This window comes from Ruegeria sp. TASC047, from assembly GCF_059612445.1.
Map to the genome: position 1 here is coordinate 192,650 of NZ_JBXWQP010000040.1, position 17,820 is coordinate 210,469.

Below are 17,820 nucleotides of genomic sequence, written 5' to 3' on the forward strand. Positions count from 1 at the left end.
TAACAGTATGCCGCAGAGCCGTTTCATGCCGTGCTGAACTGATATCGGCAAACTCGAGAAGGAGCCTGTGATGGTTTCACGCGTAATTCCGGTAGAGCCGTTCGATCTTGTGTTGTTCGGCGCGACCGGGGATCTGGCGCAACGTAAGATCCTGCCGGGCCTGTACCATCGGTTCGAGGTCGGCCAGATGCCTGATGGGGCGCGGATCATCGGCACGGCGCGCTCGGATATCGACAGCGATGGGTTTCGCGATCAGGTCCGCGCGTCGATGCAGGAATTCGCGCCAAAGTTCAAAAAGGACACGCTGGACCGGTTCCTGTCCCATGTTGAATACGTGCCGGTGGATGCACTGGGCGATGCCGGATGGTCCGATCTGTCCAAGATGCTGCGCCCTGACGTGGTGCGGGCCTTTTACCTGTCAGTAGGTCCCAGCCTGTTTTCGGGCATTGCGCAGCGCCTGCATGACGCAGGTCTGGCCACGCCGGACAGCCGCATCGTTGTCGAAAAGCCTTTCGGCCATGACCTGGCCTCGGCCAAAGCGCTGAACGAAGGCTTGCGGGCGTGTTTCAAAGAACACCAGATTTACCGGATCGACCATTATCTGGGCAAGGAAACCGTGCAGAACCTGATGGCGCTGCGCTTTGCGAATTCCCTGTTCGAGCCGCTTTGGAACTCGACTCATGTCGATCATGTACAGATAACAGTGGCAGAAACCGTAGGGGTCGAAGGGCGCGGGGCCTATTACGATCAATCCGGCGCGATGCGGGACATGATCCAGAACCATCTGGTGCAATTGTTGTGCCTGACCGCGATGGAACCTCCGTCAAAGTTCTCTCCCAACGCGGTGCGTGACGAGAAGGTCAAGGTGATCGAGGCGCTGGAACCGGTCGAACCCAGGGATATCGCCCGTGGTCAGTATCGCACGGGCAAGGGCGGTGACGGATACCTTGATCACGTTGGCAACCCGGCCAGCCGCACCGAAAGCTTTATTGCGCTCAAGGTCCATATCGGCAACTGGCGCTGGGCCGGGGTGCCGTTCTACCTGCGCACAGGCAAACGCCTTCGCGCCCGTGCCTCTGAAATCGCTGTGTTCTTCCGCGACCCGCCACACACGATCTTTCCCAATGTCGGCCCGTTGCATGGCAACGTGCTGGTGATCCGCCTGCAACCTGACGAAGGCATCACCCTGCGCACGACGATAAAGGAACCGGGGCAGGGCGGGTTCCGCCTGTCCGATGTCGCTCTGGACATGAGTTTTGCCGACGCGCTGGGTGATGACTCGCAATCCCCGGACGCATATGAACGCCTGATCATGGATGTCATCCGGGGCGATCAGACCCTGTTCATGCGTGGGGACGAGGCCGAGGCCGCCTGGGCCTGGGTCGATCCCATCATTCACGGCTGGGAACAGCGCGGGGACAAACCCGCCAAGTACGATCAGGGCAGTTCAGGCCCCGAAGAAGCACTGATGCTGATGCATCGCGATGGGCGTCGCTGGCGTCAGATCGGAGGGTAATCATGGTTCACTCTGTCATTTCCGACGTCACCAAACGGATCATCGACCGCAGCGCCGGTCTGCGCGGCCCCCATATCGACCGGATGGAACAGGCCAGATCCAAGGGCCCCGCCCGTGCGCACCTGTCCTGCAGTGGTCAGGCCCATGCCTATGCGGGTGCGGGTGAAGACCAGCAATCCATGGCCACCGGCACGGCGGGCAATCTGGGCATCGTCACCGCCTATAACGACATGCTGTCTGCCCATCAGCCCTTTGAACGGTACCCCGCCCTGATCCGCGATGCGATCCGCGCTGCCGGAGGCACCGCACAGGTCGCGGGTGGCGTGCCAGCCATGTGCGACGGTGTCACCCAGGGCGAAGCAGGGATGGAATTGTCGCTGTTTTCACGCGACGTGATCGCTCTGGCAACTGGCGTAGCACTCAGCCACAACACTTATGACGCGGCTGTCTTCCTCGGCGTCTGCGACAAGATTGTCCCCGGTCTGATCATCGGTGCGCAGGCGTTCGGGCATCTGCCTGCCGTGTTCCTGCCCGCAGGACCAATGACCAGCGGTCTGCCCAATGACGAAAAGGCCAAGGTCCGTCAGAAATTCGCTGCCGGAGAGGTCGGGCGCGACGAACTGATGGCCGCCGAAATGGCCGCCTATCACGGCCCCGGCACCTGCACTTTCTACGGCACCGCCAATACCAACCAGATGCTGATGGAGTTCATGGGCCTGCACCTGCCGGGCTCCAGCTTCGTCAATCCCAACACGCCCTTGCGCGACGCGCTGACACAAGAGGGCGCGCGCCGCGCCCTGTCGCTCAGCGCGCTGGGAAACAGCTATACCCCGGTTTATCAGGTGCTCGACGAACGGGCCTTTGTGAACGGTATCGTCGGCCTGATGGCGACCGGAGGCTCGACCAATCTGCTGATCCACCTGATTGCCATGGCGCGCGCTGGTGGTATCGTGCTGGATTGGCAGGATTTTTCCGATATCTCCGCCGTTGTTCCACTGGTCGCGCGGGTCTATCCCAACGGTCTGGCCGACGTGAACCACTTCCACGCCGCAGGCGGGCTTGGGTTCACCATCGGCACGTTGCTCGAAGAAGGTTTGCTGCACCCCGATACGCTGACCGTCGCCGGGCAGGGCCTGCACAATTACACGCGCGAGCCCAAGCTGATCAATGGTGAGCTGACCTGGCAAGACGGTGCAGGCCAAAGCCTGAATGACAAGATCGTCCGTCCCGCGCGCGATCCGTTCCAGCCCACCGGCGGCCTGTCGCGCCTGACCGGCAATCTGGGCACCGGGGTCATGAAAGTATCAGCCGTCGCGCCAGAACATCAGGTGGTCGAGGCTCCTGTCCGCGTTTTCCACGACCAGGACGCGGTCAAGGCAGCCTTCAAGGCTGGCGAGTTCACCGGTGACGTCATCGTCGTCGTGCGCTTCCAGGGCCCCAAGGCCAACGGGATGCCGGAACTGCACTCGCTGACGCCCATGCTGTCGATCCTGCAGGGCCGGGGCCAGAAAGTGGCGCTGGTCACCGATGGCCGCATGTCTGGCGCGTCCGGCAAGGTGCCCGCCGCCATCCATGTCGTCCCCGAGGCGCTCGACCGCGGCCCCATTGCATACCTTCAGGACGGTGACATCCTGCGCGTTGACGCGGTCGGGGGTGATCTGGAAATCCTCACCGCAGGCGTTCTGGACCGCGCGCCCGTCACCGCCGACCTGTCCGCCAATCAACACGGTACAGGGCGCGATCTTTTTGGCGCGTTCCGCCAGAATGTCGGCTCGGCCGACACCGGTGCCAGCATTTTCGGAGTTTAACCTTATGTCCAAGTCCCAACGCACCCGTGAAATCTGCGCACTCGCCCCGATCGTTCCGGTTCTGGTTGTCGATGACGTCGCGCAGGCCCGCCCGTTGGCCGAGGCATTGGTCGCCGGCGGTCTGCCAGCGCTCGAGGTCACCTTGCGCACGCCCGCCGCGCTCGACGCGATCCGCGCGATGGCCAAGGTGCCCGGCGGCGTGGTCGGCGCAGGTACGCTGGTCTCACCCGAAGATGTCCGCGCCGCCAAAGAGGCGGGCGCGCAGTTCGGCGTCTCTCCGGGCGCAACCGACGCGCTCATCGCGGCGTGCGAGGCCGAGGGCCTGCCGCTGTTGCCCGGCGCGGCCACGGCCAGCGAAGCGATGGCATTGCTGGAAAAAGGCTATGACATGCTGAAATTCTTCCCGGCCGAGGCCTCGGGCGGCGCGCCCGCGCTCAAAGCCATCGGCGCACCCCTGCCGCAGATCAGCTTTTGCCCGACAGGCGGGGTGTCGCCGTCCAACGCCCGTGACTACCTGTCCCTGTCCAATGTGGTCTGCGCCGGTGGCAGCTGGGTCGCGCCCAAGCAGATGGTCGAAAGCGGCGACTGGGCCGGGATCGAAACACTTGCGCGCGAGGCATCGAAGCTGGCGGATTGACGCCGCGAAGCCCCTCGGTAATGTGGGCGTCAACTCAGACAGGTTGACCCCATGACACAGACATCTGCCCTCTCCCAGGGGCGAACTTATTTGGCGATCCCGGGCCCGTCGGTGATGCCGGACGCAGTCCTGCAGGCGATGCATCGCCCGTCGCCCAATATCTATGATGGCGCGCTCATCGACATGATGCCCGACTTGACCCGCAACCTGCGCCGGGTTGCACGCACAGGCCATGACGTTGCCATCTATATCGCCAACGGTCACGGCACGTGGGAGGCCGCGTTGTCCAACGTGATCGCCCCCGGCGAAACCGTTCTGGCTCCTGCCTCGGGCCGGTTCACCCATGGCTGGGCCGAGATGGCCGAAGGCATCGGGGCAAAGGTGCAACTAATCGATTTCGGCACCTCATCCGCCTGGGATCTCGACCGAATTGCCGACGCATTGCGCGCGGACAAAAGCTACCAGATCAAGGCCGTTCTCGCGGTTCATGTGGACACATCAAGCTCGATCCGCAACGATATCCCGGCACTGCGCAAACTGCTCGACGATCTGGACCACCCGGCGCTGTTGATGGCCGATTGCATTGCCTCGCTGGGATGCGACCGGTTCGAGATGGATGAATGGGGCGTCGATGTCACGGTCACCGCCTGCCAGAAAGGCCTGATGACCCCCGCAGGCACAGGCTTTGTCTTTTTCAACGACAAAGCACAGGCCAAGCGGGCCGCCATGCCGCGTGTGTCGCGATACTGGGACTGGCAGCCGCGCGCCAATCCCGACCTGTTCTACCAGTATTTCGACGGTACCGCGCCGACACATCACCTTTATGGTCTGCACGCCGCGCTCGACCTGATCCATGCGGAAGGGATCGAACAGGTCTGGGCCCGCCATGAGCGTCTGGCTACTGCCATCTGGGCGGCCTGTGAAACATGGGCCGAAGGCGGCGCGCTGCATCTGAACGTTGCCGACCGCGCCCACCGCAGTCATGCCGTCACTGCCCTGCGCCTGAACGGGGGGCGCGGCACAGCCCTGCGCGCGTTCACCGAACATCAACTGGGTCTGACGCTGGGCATTGGCCTTGGGATGGAGGATTACGACAGCTGTTTCCGCCTCGGGCATATGGGCCATGTCAACGGGCAAATGGTGATGGCGATGCTGGGCGGTATGGAAACGGCCATGGCCGCGCTTGATATCCCCCGTGGCAAAGGCGCGCTCGAGGCCGCCGCCGCCGTCCTGGCCGCCTGATACACGTCAGACGAACAGCGCTGATCCGCCCCTTCATCTGGCCAAAAATATCCTCGGGGGGAATCGCGCATTGCGCGATGGGGGGCAGACAGCCCCCCCTTTGCCCCGAAGGCAAGACAGACCAGCGCTAGGCAGTATTTGACCGCACCTCCGCTAGCGCCTTGGGCAAGGCGGCCGCAAAAGCATCCAGATCTTCTGTTTCACCACAGCTTACCCGGATGCACCTGTTCTGGGGCGCTGCAAACGGCATCCGAACAAACAGACCCCGCGCAACCAAAGCCTCCAGTACCGCTCTGGCGAATTCTCCATCCCGCCCGCAATCAATCGTCACGAAATTGGTGGCCGAGGGCAGGGGCTCCAACCCGTTCTCGCGGGCAATTGTCCCTATCCGCTCACGCGCCTCTGCGATCTGCGCCTGAATGTGTTCCAGCCACGCACCATCCTGCAACGCGGCCAGCGCCCCGGCCTGCGCCGCGCGGTTCATGCCGAAATGGTTGCGCACCTTGTTGAAGGCTGCGATCAGGTCGGGCGCTCCAATGGCATAGCCAACCCGCGCGCCCGCCATGCCATAGACCTTGGAAAATGTCCGCATCCGGATCACGCGAGGGTCGTCTGCGCTGACGGGTGCCGCTGTCCCATCTGGCGCGCATTCCACATAAGCCTCGTCCAGAATCAGCAGGCAACTGTCGGGCAGGGCATCCATCGCCGCCACGATATCCGCGCCGGAATGCCAGCTGCCCATCGGATTGTCCGGATTGGCCAGATAGACCAGTTTTGCACCCACCTCGGCCGCCTTCGCAAACAGGGCCGCCGGGTCTTCGTGATCCCCGGCATAAGGGACCTTGTGCAGAACGCCACCGAACCCGGCCACATGATAATTAAAGGTGGGATACGCCCCGTCCGAGGTCACAACCGCATCCCCGGGCCCTACAACCAGACGCACAAGATAACCCAGAAGCCCGTCAATCCCTTCGCCTACGACGATATTTTCGGGGGTTACCCCATGATACTCGGCCAAAGCATGGCGCAGATCGTGGTTCTCGGGATCGCCATACATCCAGATATCAGACGCGGCCTGCTCCATGGCCCGGATCGCGCGGGGCGAGGGGCCAAACACGCTCTCATTGGCGCCAAGACGGGCAATGAACGCCGCGCCGCGCTGACGCTCTTGCGTTTCGGGGCCCACAAAGGGCACGGTGGCGGGCAGGGATTGGGCAAGCGGGGTGTATCGAGGTCCTGTCATGCCTGCAGATAACCCCAAGCCCGAGCTTCGGGCAAGCGCGCACCTCATCCCGCGCGTCAGAACGTATTGAAACAAAAGTAAGGAGCGCAGATGCGCATACTGTCTGCCATTGTTCTTCTGGGCCTTGCCTATCTTCTGTTCTGGCCCGTTCCCGTTATCCCCGTCGCTGTTGAGATGCCGGAAGATGCCGGTTTCACAGGAGATTTCGCAGAGAACACCGCGCTGGACGCCGCGCAGCTGATCCGCCTGCCGGATGGGGAAACCGGCCCCGAAGATATCGCCATCCTGCCCGACGGCGCGGTCTATACGACCAGCCGGTCCGGTACGCTCTATCGGATTGACGGGGCTGAACCTGTTGTGGTCGACCAACTTGGCGGGCGTCCTCTGGGCCTCAGGGCCGGGCCGGATGGCGCGCTATATATTGCCGACAGCTTTCGCGGGGTGATGCGCTGGACCGGGTCGGGCACGCTTGAATCCGTGGTGGCAAATATCGACGGTGCACCCGTGGTCTATGCAAACCAACTGGACGTGGCGCCGGACGGCACGATCTATTTTTCGAACTCCTCTGACCGGTTCGACCCCGAAACCATGGGCGGAACCAAGCCGACCTCGGTCCTGACCATCTGGGAACAGTCCGATACAGGCTATGTCGCCCGTCACACACCCGACGGCAGAACCAAAAAGATTGCCACTGGATTCGTCTATACCAATGGCATTGCCCTCTCGCCCGATACAGATTTCCTGCTGATCGCCGAGACCGGCCGCGCACGGGTGCACAAGCTGTGGCTCAGCGGGCCGAAAGCCGGTCAGCAAGAGGTCTTGCTGGACAATCTGCCGGGCTATCCCGACAATCTCGAAGCACAGGGCGATGGCACCTACTGGATGGCCTTCGCCAGCCCGCGTGTGCCGTCCGAGGCGCTGATGCCGTACCCCTTCCTGCGCAAGGTGATCTGGCGGCTGGGCCCGGCTGTGCGCCCGGCGCCGATCCATCGGGGTATGCTGGTGCAGTTCGATGGTGAAGGCACGATCCTGCGCACGCTACAGGATCCGCAGGGCCGTATTGGCATCACAACAGGGGGCCGGATCGTGGGCGATCAGTTCTATGTCATGACGCTCGATTCTCCCTGGTTCGGGCGGATGCCTGTCAGCGATATGCCCTGACGTCGCAGTGGAAATCGGCGTCCCGTCCGGGCATGGTCGCCGCAACTGAAATTCGGGAGGTCCCCCATGTCACGCGTATCCGTCACCTATCAAGACCATGTTGCCCATGTCACCCTGACCCGGGGTGACAAGATGAACGCGCTGGATGACGCGATGGTCAAGGCATTGCTCTCTGCCGGGCAAGAGGTCGCCGCCTCGGACGCCCGCGCCGTGGTTTTGTCGGGCGAGGGGAAAAGCTTCTGCGCCGGGCTCGACATGGCAAGCTTTGCCAAGATGGCCCATATGGACCCCACCAAATGGCTGACGACCCGCAGCCACGAAGATGCCAACGAAATGCAGGAGCTTGCCCTGATCTGGCGTCGCGTACCGGTGCCGGTGATCTGCGCCATTCAGGGTGTCGCCTATGGTGGTGGCCTGCAAATTGCGCTGGGCGCGGATATCCGTATCGCGCACCCCGAGGCGAAACTGGCGGTGATGGAGATGAAATGGGGTATCATCCCCGATATGGGCGGCATGGTTCTGTTGCCCCGGCTTGTGCGTTCGGACGTGCTGCGTCTGCTGACCTACACGGCCCGGCCCATCGGTGCGCAGCAGGCGATGGATTGGGGGCTGGTCACGCAGCTTTCAGATGATCCGCTGACCGAAGCTCTGGCCATTGCCGAGAATATTGCCGGTCAAAGCCCCTCGGCTATCCGTGCCGCCAAGCGGCTGATCGAAGTGGCCGAAACCCAGCCCCGTGCGGATGTTCTCAAGGCGGAATCCGCCGAGCAGGTGGAGCTGATCGGCAAGCCTCATCAGATGGAGGTCGTGATGGCGCAGATGCAGGGCCGCAAGCCCGAGTTCAAGTGATCAGCGCATGAAAGCCCGCCGTGCATCGCGGGCCATGTTGTAACGCATTTCCAGATCAGCGATCTCCGACATCGCGGCCCGGCGTTCCGCGGGGTCGGTCAGGGCCGGATACGCTTTGCGGGCCGCATCCAGTTTCTTTTTGATGTCGAACTCTTCGGGAAGAACCCCGGCTTGCGCCATGATCCGGTGCCCGGCGGCGATGGCTGGATCGCCCTGCGCCTCGCCGGACCGGTCGGGCAGGGGGTGACCTTCGCCGACAAGGCCCTGCAACTGCCCCTCGGCCTGTGCCTTTTTGATCTGGCGCTCCACCAGTTTTCCAAGTGAACCGAACATGGCGCAACTATACCCGGTAAGGGCGGGATACGAAAGCGGCTACCGAATTCTGTTGCTCACCAGATAGGCCAGCCCGCCGACCAGAAGGCCCCAGACCGCCGCGCCCAGCCCAAAGACCGAGATACCCGATGCGGTGATCGCAAAGGTCAGCATCGCGGCCTCACGCTCGGCCGGAACCTCAAGTGCTGCGAAAATCGAATTGGCCAGAACGCCGATCAGGGCGACACCGGTCAGTGTCCCCATCAACAGCGGATCGGCATGGGATGCAAAGCCGGTAATCGCCACGGCAAAGATACCGAATACACCATAGAACACACCACTCATGATGGCCGACCAGTACCGTTGCGCGGGGTCAGGGTGGCTGTCTTCATTGGAACACATCGCAGCCGTGATCGCCGCAAGGCAGGTGGCAGGTGCACCAAATGGCGCAGATAACAGGCTCGCCCCACCCACGGATGAAAACAGCCTGCCCGATGCCGGGGTATAGCCAAAGCTGCGCATCACCGCGATGCCGGGAATATTCTGGGTCGCCATCGTGACGATGAACAGCGGGATGGCGATCCCGATGGTCGAGGCCAGCGAAAAACTGGGCGTGGTCCAGACCGGTGCCGCCAGCCATCGCGCCGGGGTCACCGATGCGTCGCCTGCGTTCAGCACCACAACCAGCGCGGCGGCGACAACAGCCGCCGGAACAGCGAACAGCCGGTTGATCCGGCCCGCGATGAACCATGTCAGGATCACCGGCAGGGCTTGCGCGGGCAATTCGACTGCGGCCTGAAAGGGCAGAATGCAAAGCGGCAGCAGAACGCCCCCCAGCATGGCCTGTGCCAGAGTCGTCGGAATGGCGGCCGCCAGCCGCCCTAGTGGCCGCCAAAGCCCGGCCAGAACCGTCAGCGCCCCTGCACACAGGAAGGCGCCCGTCGCCTCGGCAAACCCCAGCGCCGGTGTCGCGGACACCGCCAGCAGCGCCGCCCCCGGCGTCGACCAGGCGACGCTGATCGGTTGCCGGTACCACAGGCTCAGCACAATGGCGGTCAGTCCCATTGCGATGGCCGCCATCATCAGACCCGAGGCCGCCTGCGCCGGAGACGCACCCATCGCGGCCAGCCCCTGAAACACGATAGGAAATGAACTGAAGAATCCGACAATGGCGACAACAAGCCCGGTCGAGACTGTCTGGAGCGGTGGGGCAAACTGGGTCATGACAGCCTCGGGCGGTTGGGGTTGGTGATTGCTAACAAGCGGCGGCAGGGACGGGCAAGGTCTGAACGCGCAAAAGAAAACCCCGCCGGATCAGCGGCGGGGTTCGGGGTATGAGTATTTTTGAAAAGATGAAGATCAGGCGATCTCAGCCAGACGGGCCAGCGCCTCGTTCAGCTTGGCTTCTTCTTCCTCGCGTGCGGCGAGGTTGGCTTTGGCTTCCTCGACCACCTCATCCGGGGCCGAGGCCACGAATTTGGGGTTGTTCAGACGCCCACGCAGGCCACCCAGTTCCTTGGCTAGCTTGCCCTTTGCTTTCTCCAGCCGCTCCTTTTCCGCGCCAATGTCGATGATATCCGCCAGCGGCAGGCCGAAGGAGGCTCCGGGGGCGGCAATCGAGATGGTGCCCTTGGGCAGCGCGTCCGCGCTGGTCAGGCTGTCGATGCGGGCCAGACGTTTGATCAGCGCCTCGTTGCGGTCCCACGCAGCTTGTCCGTTTGCGTCGATCTCGGTCACCAGCATCGGCACGTAAAGACCCGCAGGCACCCGCATCTGCGCACGGGCCGAGCGGGTGTTCTCGATCACCGAGATCACCCAGTTCATTTCACGATCCGCGTCGGCGTCGACCAGTTCGGTACCATAAGTCGGCCAGTCAGCGTGGACGACCATTTTCGCGCGGTTGCCGGTCAGGCCCCACAGCTCTTCGGTGACGAAGGGCATGATCGGGTGCAGCAGAACCATGCACTGATCCAGAACCCAGCGCATGGTGGCGCGGGTTTCGGCCTGTGCTTCGGCGTCGTCACCCTGCAGCAGGGGTTTTGACAGTTCCACGTACCAATCGCAGACCTTGCCCCAGACAAAGGCGTACAGGCCGTTGGCGGCATCGTTGAAGCGATAGCTCTCCAGCGCCGCGTCGACCTCCGCCCGCACACGGGCGGTTTCACCGATGATCCAGCGGTTGACGGCCGCCTTGGGCTTCAGGTCAGCCACGTCCAGTTGCGGAACCGAGTCCGTGAAGACCTCGTTCATCTCGGCAAAGCGGACGGCGTTCCACAGCTTGGTGCCGAAGTTCCGGTAACCGGTGATGCGCTCGCGCGACAGTTTCAGCACGCCGCCAATCGCCGCCATCGAGGCGTTGGTGAACCGCAGCGCGTCGGCGCCGAATTCGTCGACGATTTCCAGCGGGTCGATGACGTTGCCGGTGGTCTTGGACATCTTCTTGCCCTTCTCGTCGCGGACGAGCTGGTGCAGGTAGACGGTGTGGAACGGGATTTGGTCGACCACGGCAAGCTGCATCATCATCATCCGGGCAACCCAGAAGAACAGGATGTCGAAACCGGTGATCAGAACGTCTGTCGGGAAATAGCGGTGCATCTCCTCGGTATCTTCGGGCCAGCCCAGCGTGCCGATGGGCCAGAGGCCGGACGAGAACCAGGTGTCGAGGACGTCGGGATCGCGCCAAACCGGGTAGACCAGCTTGGTTGGATCCTGTTCGACTGCATATTGTGCCAGGCTTTCCGCAAATTGATGGATGGCTTCCTGCTTGTCAGCGACTTCGATAACCGTCGCGTGGCTCAATGGACTTGGAATGTTTGCATTGTCATCCAGGAACTTCTCGGTAACGGCTTTCAGGTTCGCTGCACACTCCATGACGTTACCACGGTTCAGCATGCCGCCTTCGTTCAGTAAACGGCCCAGTTCGACTAGATCAAGGTCGCCATCGTTTTCGTCGTCCTCGAAGTTCTCAGCCGAGAGATCGAGGCCATACCAAACCGGAATCTGATGCCCCCACCAAAGCTGGCGCGAGATGCACCAGGGCTCGATGTTTTCCAGCCAGTGGTAATAGGTCTTCTCGCCCGATTCAGGGATAATCTTGACCGTGCCGTCCTTGACCGCGTCCAGCGCCGGGCCGACGACCTTTTCGGCATCGACGAACCACTGGTCGGTGAACATCGGCTCGATGACGACTTTCGAGCGGTCGCCAAAGGGTTGCATGATCGGTTTGCTCTCGACCAGTGGGACAAGTGCCGGGCTGAAGTCTTGCCCACCGTCATCGTCCTCTGTAGGCCGGGCTTCAGCCCGGCTCGATCCCAGACGCGGATCGTCCGCTGGACACATGACAGCCAGACCTTCGCGGGTGATCTCTTCGACCACCTTGGCACGCGCCTCGAACCGGTCCAGTCCGCGCAGGTGATCCGGGATCAGGTTGATCGCGTCGATCTCATTCTCAGAGAACGCTTTGCCGCGCGCGTATTCCTGCGCCTTGCCCGCCTCTTCGGCGTAAGGCGCGCCATCAGCCCGCATCGCGCCTTTGGTGTCCATCAGGCGGTACATCGGAATGCCGCAGCGCCTGGCCACCATATTGTCGTTGAAGTCATGCGCACCGGTGATCTTCACCGCGCCCGAGCCGAAATCGGGATCGGGATACTCATCGGTGATGATCGGGATCTGGCGGCGATGCTCTTTCGGGCCAACCGGAATTTCGCACAGTTTGCCGACGATCGGCGCGTACCGCTCATCTGACGGATGGACGGCCACGGCACCGTCGCCCAGCATGGTTTCAGGGCGGGTCGTCGCGATCGAGATATAATCCCGCTCTTCGCGAAGGATTACATTCCCATCTTCATCTTTTTCCAAATACTCATATGTCTCGCCGCCCGCCAAAGGGTACTTGAAGTGCCACATGTGGCCCGGCGTTTCAATATTCTCGACCTCAAGGTCCGAAATCGCCGTCTCGAAATGTGGGTCCCAGTTGACCAGTCGCTTGCCGCGATAGATCAGGCCCTTCTCGTACATGTCGACGAAGACCTTGATAACGGCATCATGGAAATTCGGGCTGTTCTCGTGCCCGGTGCGCGGGTCACCTGGCGCGCCCGCCATGGTAAAGGCATTGCGCGACCAGTCGCAGCTGGCGCCCAGGCGCTTGAGTTGTTCAATGATCGTGCCGCCGTATTCGCCCTTCCACTCCCAGACTTTCGCAAGGAATTTCTCGCGTCCCAACTCGCGCCGACCTTCGTTGCCCTGCGCCGCCAGCATCTTTTCCACTTGCATTTGCGTGGCAATGCCCGCGTGGTCCTGACCGGGCTGCCATAGCGTGTCAAAACCACGCATCCGGTGCCAGCGGATCAGGATATCCTGCAACGTGTTGTTGAACGCGTGACCCACATGCAGCGCACCCGTCACGTTGGGCGGCGGGATCATGATGGTAAAGCTTTCCTCGCGCGAACGGTTCGCGCCTGCCTTGAAGGCTCCGGCCTGTTCCCAGGCCTCATAGATACGGGCCTCGGCCTCGGCCGCGTTGAATGTCTTTTCCATCGCCATGGGATGCGTCCTGCGTCAACAAATTCGGGTCAGCGCCTGCAATAGCGAATGGAGACGGGAAGGGGAAGGCCCTGTGCGGCGACGATTGCCGAAGTCACCCCGTGCCGGTCGCCTCGTTTCCGTACAGGTGCGTGCTTTGTGCCGCGCCTTGTGTCATCGCCTTGGCCTGATCCTCCCGGATGCGGGCATGAAGCACCAAGGCTGGCGGCGAAAACAACTCGGTCGGTGGTTTGATGAGGATGAAATTGCCCACCCGGTCTTCGCCCCGCGCCAAGACCGCGTAATCGCGATCCGCCACTTTTTGCTGCGCGTTCGGGTTCAGATACCGGATCGCCAGCCCGATCCGCCGATCGTCCGACATATTGGGCCCCGAGCCATGGATTGTGAGGCCATGGTGCAACGACATCTGACCCGGCTGCAATTCGATATGTGTCCTGTCCTCGTCTGCCACATCGACAGCCACCTCCTGCCCGCGCGACAGCAGGTTGTTGTCTGAAAACGTGTCGTTATGGGGCAGGATCGGGTTTTTGTGGCTACCCCTGACAAAGTCCATGCAGCCGCTTGCAACCGTGGCAGGCGACAATGCGATCCACGCGGTCACCTGATCCGGTGTTTCGCCCATCCCCCAATAGGTCAGGTCCTGATGCATTCCCACCACCTGGGTCGTGCGTGGCTCTTTGATGAACAGTTCCGCAGACCACAGCAGCAAATCCGGCCCCAGTATTCCTTCGACGACGTCCAGAACCCTGGGATCCAGTGCGATACGGGCGACCAGCGGCATCACCACATGGGCGTTCAGGCGTTTGTACATGTTCAGCGGCAGCGGAAGGTCAGCCACGCGCCAGGTCTTCTCGATCTGCTCCAGCTCGGCCCGGAACTGTGCGGTCTCATCCGGCGAAAAGACAGTGATGGGAAAGGCAAACCCGTCTTGCCAATACGCGTCGACCGATGGGGCGTCCAGGCGGCCCTGTGACAGGGAGTTGGGTTCGGGCATGGGGAACCTCCGGCAGGCTGTATCTTCAAACAGCCTACGAATCCCTCTGCGGCCCCCGCAATCCTGTTTACGACATCGGTGTCGCCACGCGCTTTCAAGCAAGGCGCTGGACATAAGCGGGCGCAGGACTAGTGTCGCCATCAAGGCAGCGATAGGAGCATCCCATGGAAAAATTCGGCAAAAGCCAGCCCGTCAAACGGACCGAGGATCAGCGGTTCCTGACCGGGCAGGGGCGCTATATGGACGATGCCGTGCCCGACAATGCGCTGTTTGCCGCTTTTTTCCGCAGCCCTGTAGCCCATGGCGATATTACAGCGCTGGATCTTGAGGCCGCGCGGGATGCTGACGGGGTGCGGCTGGTCATGACACTGGACGATCTTGCCGCCTCGGGCATCGACACGGTGATGAATGCAGCAACCTTGACCAACCGCGACGGGACCGGCTCTGCCGCGCCGGATCGGCATATGCTGGCCAAGGACCGTGTGCGCTTTGTGGGCGAACCCGTGGCCGTTGTCATCGCGGATACGCTGGTACAGGCGCAGGACGCGGTCGAACTGATCTGGATGGACATCCGGGAACGCCCCGCCAAGCTGGACGTGAACGCGGGGGGTGAGGCCCTGCACCCGCAAGCGCCCGACAATCGCGCGTTTGATTGGGGTCTGGGGGATGAGGCCGCGACCAAGGCCGCCTTTCAGGCCGCCGCCCATACCGTGTCGCTGAACGTGCACGACAACCGCGTCATCATCAGCTCGCTCGAGCCGCGGGGCTGTCAGGCCGACTGGTCCGGCGGGCGTCTGCACTTTTCCTATGGCGGGCAGGGTGTCTGGGCGATGAAGGCACAACTGGCGCAAAAGCTGAAACTCGATGCGGATGCGATCCGTGTCACCACCCCGGATGTGGGGGGCGGGTTCGGCATGAAGGTGATGCCATATCCCGAATATTTCTGCGTGGCCGTGGCTGCGATGAAACTGTGCCAGCCTGTGCACTGGATGTCCGACCGGTCCGAGGCAATGCTGTCCGATCACCACGGCCGCGATCTGACCTCGCTGGCCGAGCTGGCCTTTGATGCAGACCACCGGATCACCGCCTACCGCGTCCACAGCAAAGTCAACCTGGGTGCCTATAACAGCCATTTCGCGCAGGCGATCCAGACAAGCCTGTTCAGCAAGGTGCTGATGGGGGTCTATGACGTTCAGACCACCTATCTCCGGGTCGAGGGGTTCTATACCACGACAACACAGGTTGACGCCTATCGCGGCGCCGGACGCCCCGAGGCGATCTATGTGCTGGAACGCGTGATGGACCGCGCCGCACGCGAACTGGGCGTTGACCCGTGGGAGTTGCGGCGCAAAAACTTCATCAGGCCCGGCGATTTCCCCTACACCTCTGCCACGGGTGAAACCTATGATGTCGGCGATTTCGACATGGTCCTGCGCCGTGCGGCCAGCCAGACCAGCGGGTTCGAGGCCCGCAAGGCCGCCGATGCCGAACGCGGTCTGATCCGGGGGCAGGGTCTTTGTTACTATATCGAAAGTATTTTGGGCGACCCTTCCGAGAACTCGAAGGTCGAGTTTTGCGAGGATGGCACTGTGAACCTTTATGTCGGCACACAATCGAACGGGCAGGGGCACGAGACGGTTTATGCCCAGTTCCTGTCCGATCAGACCGGCGTTCCGATGGACAGGATCACCGTCATTCAGGGGGATACCGACCGGCTTGGCCATGGCGGCGGAACGGGCGGCTCGCGCTCGGTGACGGTGCAAAGTACCGCGACCCTCGCCACCATTGACAAAATGATCGCCGCATTCACGCCTTATCTGGCCGATAAGATGGGGGTCGAGGACAGTGATGTGCGATTTGACCATGAAACATTCCGCGCGCCGGGCTCGAACCTGACGCCGACCCTGACCGAAGCCGCGGCCATGGCCCGCGCTGACGGGCGATTGGACTTGCTGACGCATGAGTCCCGCGCGCAACTGGATGCCCGCAGCTATCCTAACGGCGCGCATGTTGCCGAGGTTGTGATCGATTCCTTCACCGGCGAAACCCGTGTGGACCGCTACACCGTGGTTGATGATTTCGGAAATCTTATCAACCCGATGCTGGCCGAAGGGCAGGTGCATGGCGGGGTGGTTCAGGGCATCGGGCAGGCGCTGTCGGAACATGTGGTGCATGATGATCACGGACAGCTGCTCACGGCATCGTTTATGGATTACGCCTTGCCCCGCGCTGTGGACGTACCCATGATAAAGTTTACCTCGGCGCCGGTGCCGTCAACTTCCAACCCGATGGGGATGAAAGGATGCGGCGAGGCCGGCACGGTGGGCGCTTTGGCCGCTGTGGCGAACGCGGTTCAGGATGCGCTCTGGGATCACGGGGTGCGGCAGGCGGATATGCCTTTCACACCTCATAAAGTTTGGGAATTGCTGACGCATGAAACTGTCGCGGCTGAGTAGGAAGGTTCTGGGATGGCTCGGGCGGCCCTTACGGTCCGAGCACTCCGCCGAAACGCGGCACCGCGAGCCGATCAGCCACGTCATTATTTTAGATGGCACCATGTCCACCCTCGAACCGGGGTTCGAGACCCATGCCGGTCAGACCTATCGCCTGTGCTGCGAAATGGGCAGCAAGGTGTCGGTGTTCTACGAGTCGGGCGTGCAGTGGGAAAGCTGGAAATCCACCATGGACGTGATGATGGGCCGGGGCATCAACCGCCAGATCCGCCGCGCTTATGGCTATCTGGCGTCCCGCTACAAACCCGGTGACCGCATTTATTTCATCGGTTATTCCCGTGGCGCCTACGGCGTGCGCAGCCTGGCTGGGGTGATCGATATGATCGGCCTGCTCAAGGCCGAACACGCGACCGAGCGGAACATCCTGCAAGCCTACCGCCACTATGAATGCAATGTCAGCGGCACCGCCGCACGCGATTTCCGCCGCAAGTTCTGCCATGACAACGTCAAGATCGAGATGGTCGGTGTCTGGGACACGGTCAAGGCGCTGGGCCTGCGTCTGCCGCTGCTGTGGCGCTGGGCCGAGGATCGCCATGCCTTTCACAACCACCAGCTGGGCCCGGCAACGCTCCATGGCTATCACGCGCTGGCCCTCGACGAAACGCGCGAGGTGTTCGAGCCGGTTCTGTGGCGATGCAAGCCCGAGTTCAAGGGCCATGTGGAACAGGTCTGGTTCCGTGGCACCCACGGCGATATCGGCGGCCAGCTGAACGGTTATGAAGAGGCCCGGCCGCTCAGCAATATCTCGTTGATCTGGATGCTGGACAAGGCCGAGATGCACGGGCTGCCGATGCCCGAAGGCTGGCGCACCCGTTTCCCGACGGATGCCCATGCGCAATCGGTTGGAACCTGGCGCGGCTGGGGCAAGATCTTTCTGCTGCGCAAACACCGCAAGGTCGGGCGGGACCAGTCGGAACGCCTGCATGTCTCGGTCGCGCCGGATGAATTGCCGGGCTGGGTGGCGATGCCGAACCTGCCGACACATCCCGCGCAGTGAAAGGCT

At 62.3% G+C, this 17,820-nt stretch carries 13 protein-coding genes; 8 read left to right on the forward strand and 5 right to left on the reverse strand.

Features of this window, described 5'->3' with window-relative positions; translation table 11 throughout:
• The first annotated feature begins 70 nt into the window (after positions 1–70).
• Genes zwf through AC2FLO_RS16275 form a run of 4 tightly spaced genes read left to right on the forward strand, consistent with a single transcriptional unit; the run spans position 71 to position 5,203 of the window.
• Positions 71–1,516: a glucose-6-phosphate dehydrogenase gene (gene zwf / locus AC2FLO_RS16260; protein ID WP_480507791.1), complete on the forward strand. Its 1,446-nt coding sequence runs from the start codon at positions 71–73 to the stop codon at positions 1,514–1,516.
• Positions 1,517–1,518: 2 nt separating this feature from the next.
• A complete protein-coding gene (gene edd / locus AC2FLO_RS16265; protein WP_496753025.1) occupies positions 1,519–3,324 on the forward strand; it encodes a phosphogluconate dehydratase in 1,806 nt (601 codons plus the stop codon).
• A gap of 4 nt (positions 3,325–3,328) precedes the next feature.
• Positions 3,329–3,961 carry a bifunctional 4-hydroxy-2-oxoglutarate aldolase/2-dehydro-3-deoxy-phosphogluconate aldolase gene (locus AC2FLO_RS16270; protein WP_496753024.1) on the forward strand — a complete coding sequence of 211 codons (633 nt, stop codon included), beginning with the start codon at positions 3,329–3,331 and terminating at the stop codon, positions 3,959–3,961.
• A gap of 51 nt (positions 3,962–4,012) precedes the next feature.
• Positions 4,013–5,203: a pyridoxal-phosphate-dependent aminotransferase family protein gene (locus tag AC2FLO_RS16275; protein WP_496753023.1), complete on the forward strand. Its 1,191-nt coding sequence runs from the start codon at positions 4,013–4,015 to the stop codon at positions 5,201–5,203.
• Positions 5,204–5,330: 127 nt separating this feature from the next.
• Here the strand turns inward: AC2FLO_RS16275 and AC2FLO_RS16280 are convergent, their stop codons facing one another.
• Positions 5,331–6,446 (reverse strand): pyridoxal phosphate-dependent aminotransferase, encoded by a 1,116-nt coding sequence (locus AC2FLO_RS16280; RefSeq protein WP_496753022.1) that lies wholly within the window; start codon positions 6,444–6,446, stop codon positions 5,331–5,333.
• 90 nt (positions 6,447–6,536) lie between these two features.
• Here AC2FLO_RS16280 and AC2FLO_RS16285 point away from each other — a divergent pair, with 90 nt between their 5' ends.
• Entirely contained in the window at positions 6,537–7,607 is a 1,071-nt protein-coding gene (locus tag AC2FLO_RS16285) for an SMP-30/gluconolactonase/LRE family protein (RefSeq protein ID WP_496753021.1), read from the forward strand.
• Positions 7,608–7,673: 66 nt separating this feature from the next.
• The gene (locus AC2FLO_RS16290; protein WP_496753020.1) at positions 7,674–8,456 is read left to right on the forward strand and encodes a crotonase/enoyl-CoA hydratase family protein; all 783 of its coding nucleotides are present in this window, start codon (positions 7,674–7,676) and stop codon (positions 8,454–8,456) included.
• Here AC2FLO_RS16290 and AC2FLO_RS16295 read toward each other — a convergent pair whose 3' ends face one another.
• The 4 genes from AC2FLO_RS16295 to AC2FLO_RS16310 form a co-directional block, all read right to left on the reverse strand.
• Positions 8,457–8,789, reverse strand: a complete 333-nt coding sequence (locus AC2FLO_RS16295; protein WP_480507803.1) for a DnaJ family domain-containing protein — start codon at positions 8,787–8,789, stop codon at positions 8,457–8,459.
• A gap of 39 nt (positions 8,790–8,828) precedes the next feature.
• Entirely contained in the window at positions 8,829–9,992 is a 1,164-nt protein-coding gene (locus AC2FLO_RS16300) for a benzoate/H(+) symporter BenE family transporter (RefSeq protein WP_496753019.1), read from the reverse strand.
• A 135-nt stretch (positions 9,993–10,127) separates the two neighbouring features.
• Positions 10,128–13,310 (reverse strand): valine--tRNA ligase, encoded by a 3,183-nt coding sequence (locus AC2FLO_RS16305; RefSeq protein ID WP_496753018.1) that lies wholly within the window; start codon positions 13,308–13,310, stop codon positions 10,128–10,130.
• Between the two features lie 94 nt (positions 13,311–13,404).
• Positions 13,405–14,304, reverse strand: a complete 900-nt coding sequence (locus tag AC2FLO_RS16310) for a phytanoyl-CoA dioxygenase family protein (protein ID WP_496753017.1) — start codon at positions 14,302–14,304, stop codon at positions 13,405–13,407.
• 164 nt (positions 14,305–14,468) lie between these two features.
• Between AC2FLO_RS16310 and AC2FLO_RS16315 the strand changes: the two genes are divergently transcribed.
• Entirely contained in the window at positions 14,469–16,760 is a 2,292-nt protein-coding gene (locus tag AC2FLO_RS16315) for a xanthine dehydrogenase family protein molybdopterin-binding subunit (RefSeq protein WP_496753016.1), read from the forward strand.
• Positions 16,738–17,814, forward strand: a complete 1,077-nt coding sequence (locus AC2FLO_RS16320; protein WP_267363459.1) for a T6SS phospholipase effector Tle1-like catalytic domain-containing protein — start codon at positions 16,738–16,740, stop codon at positions 17,812–17,814. The genes AC2FLO_RS16315 and AC2FLO_RS16320 overlap by 23 nt, the downstream gene beginning before the upstream one ends.
• The last annotated feature ends 6 nt before the right edge of the window (positions 17,815–17,820 follow it).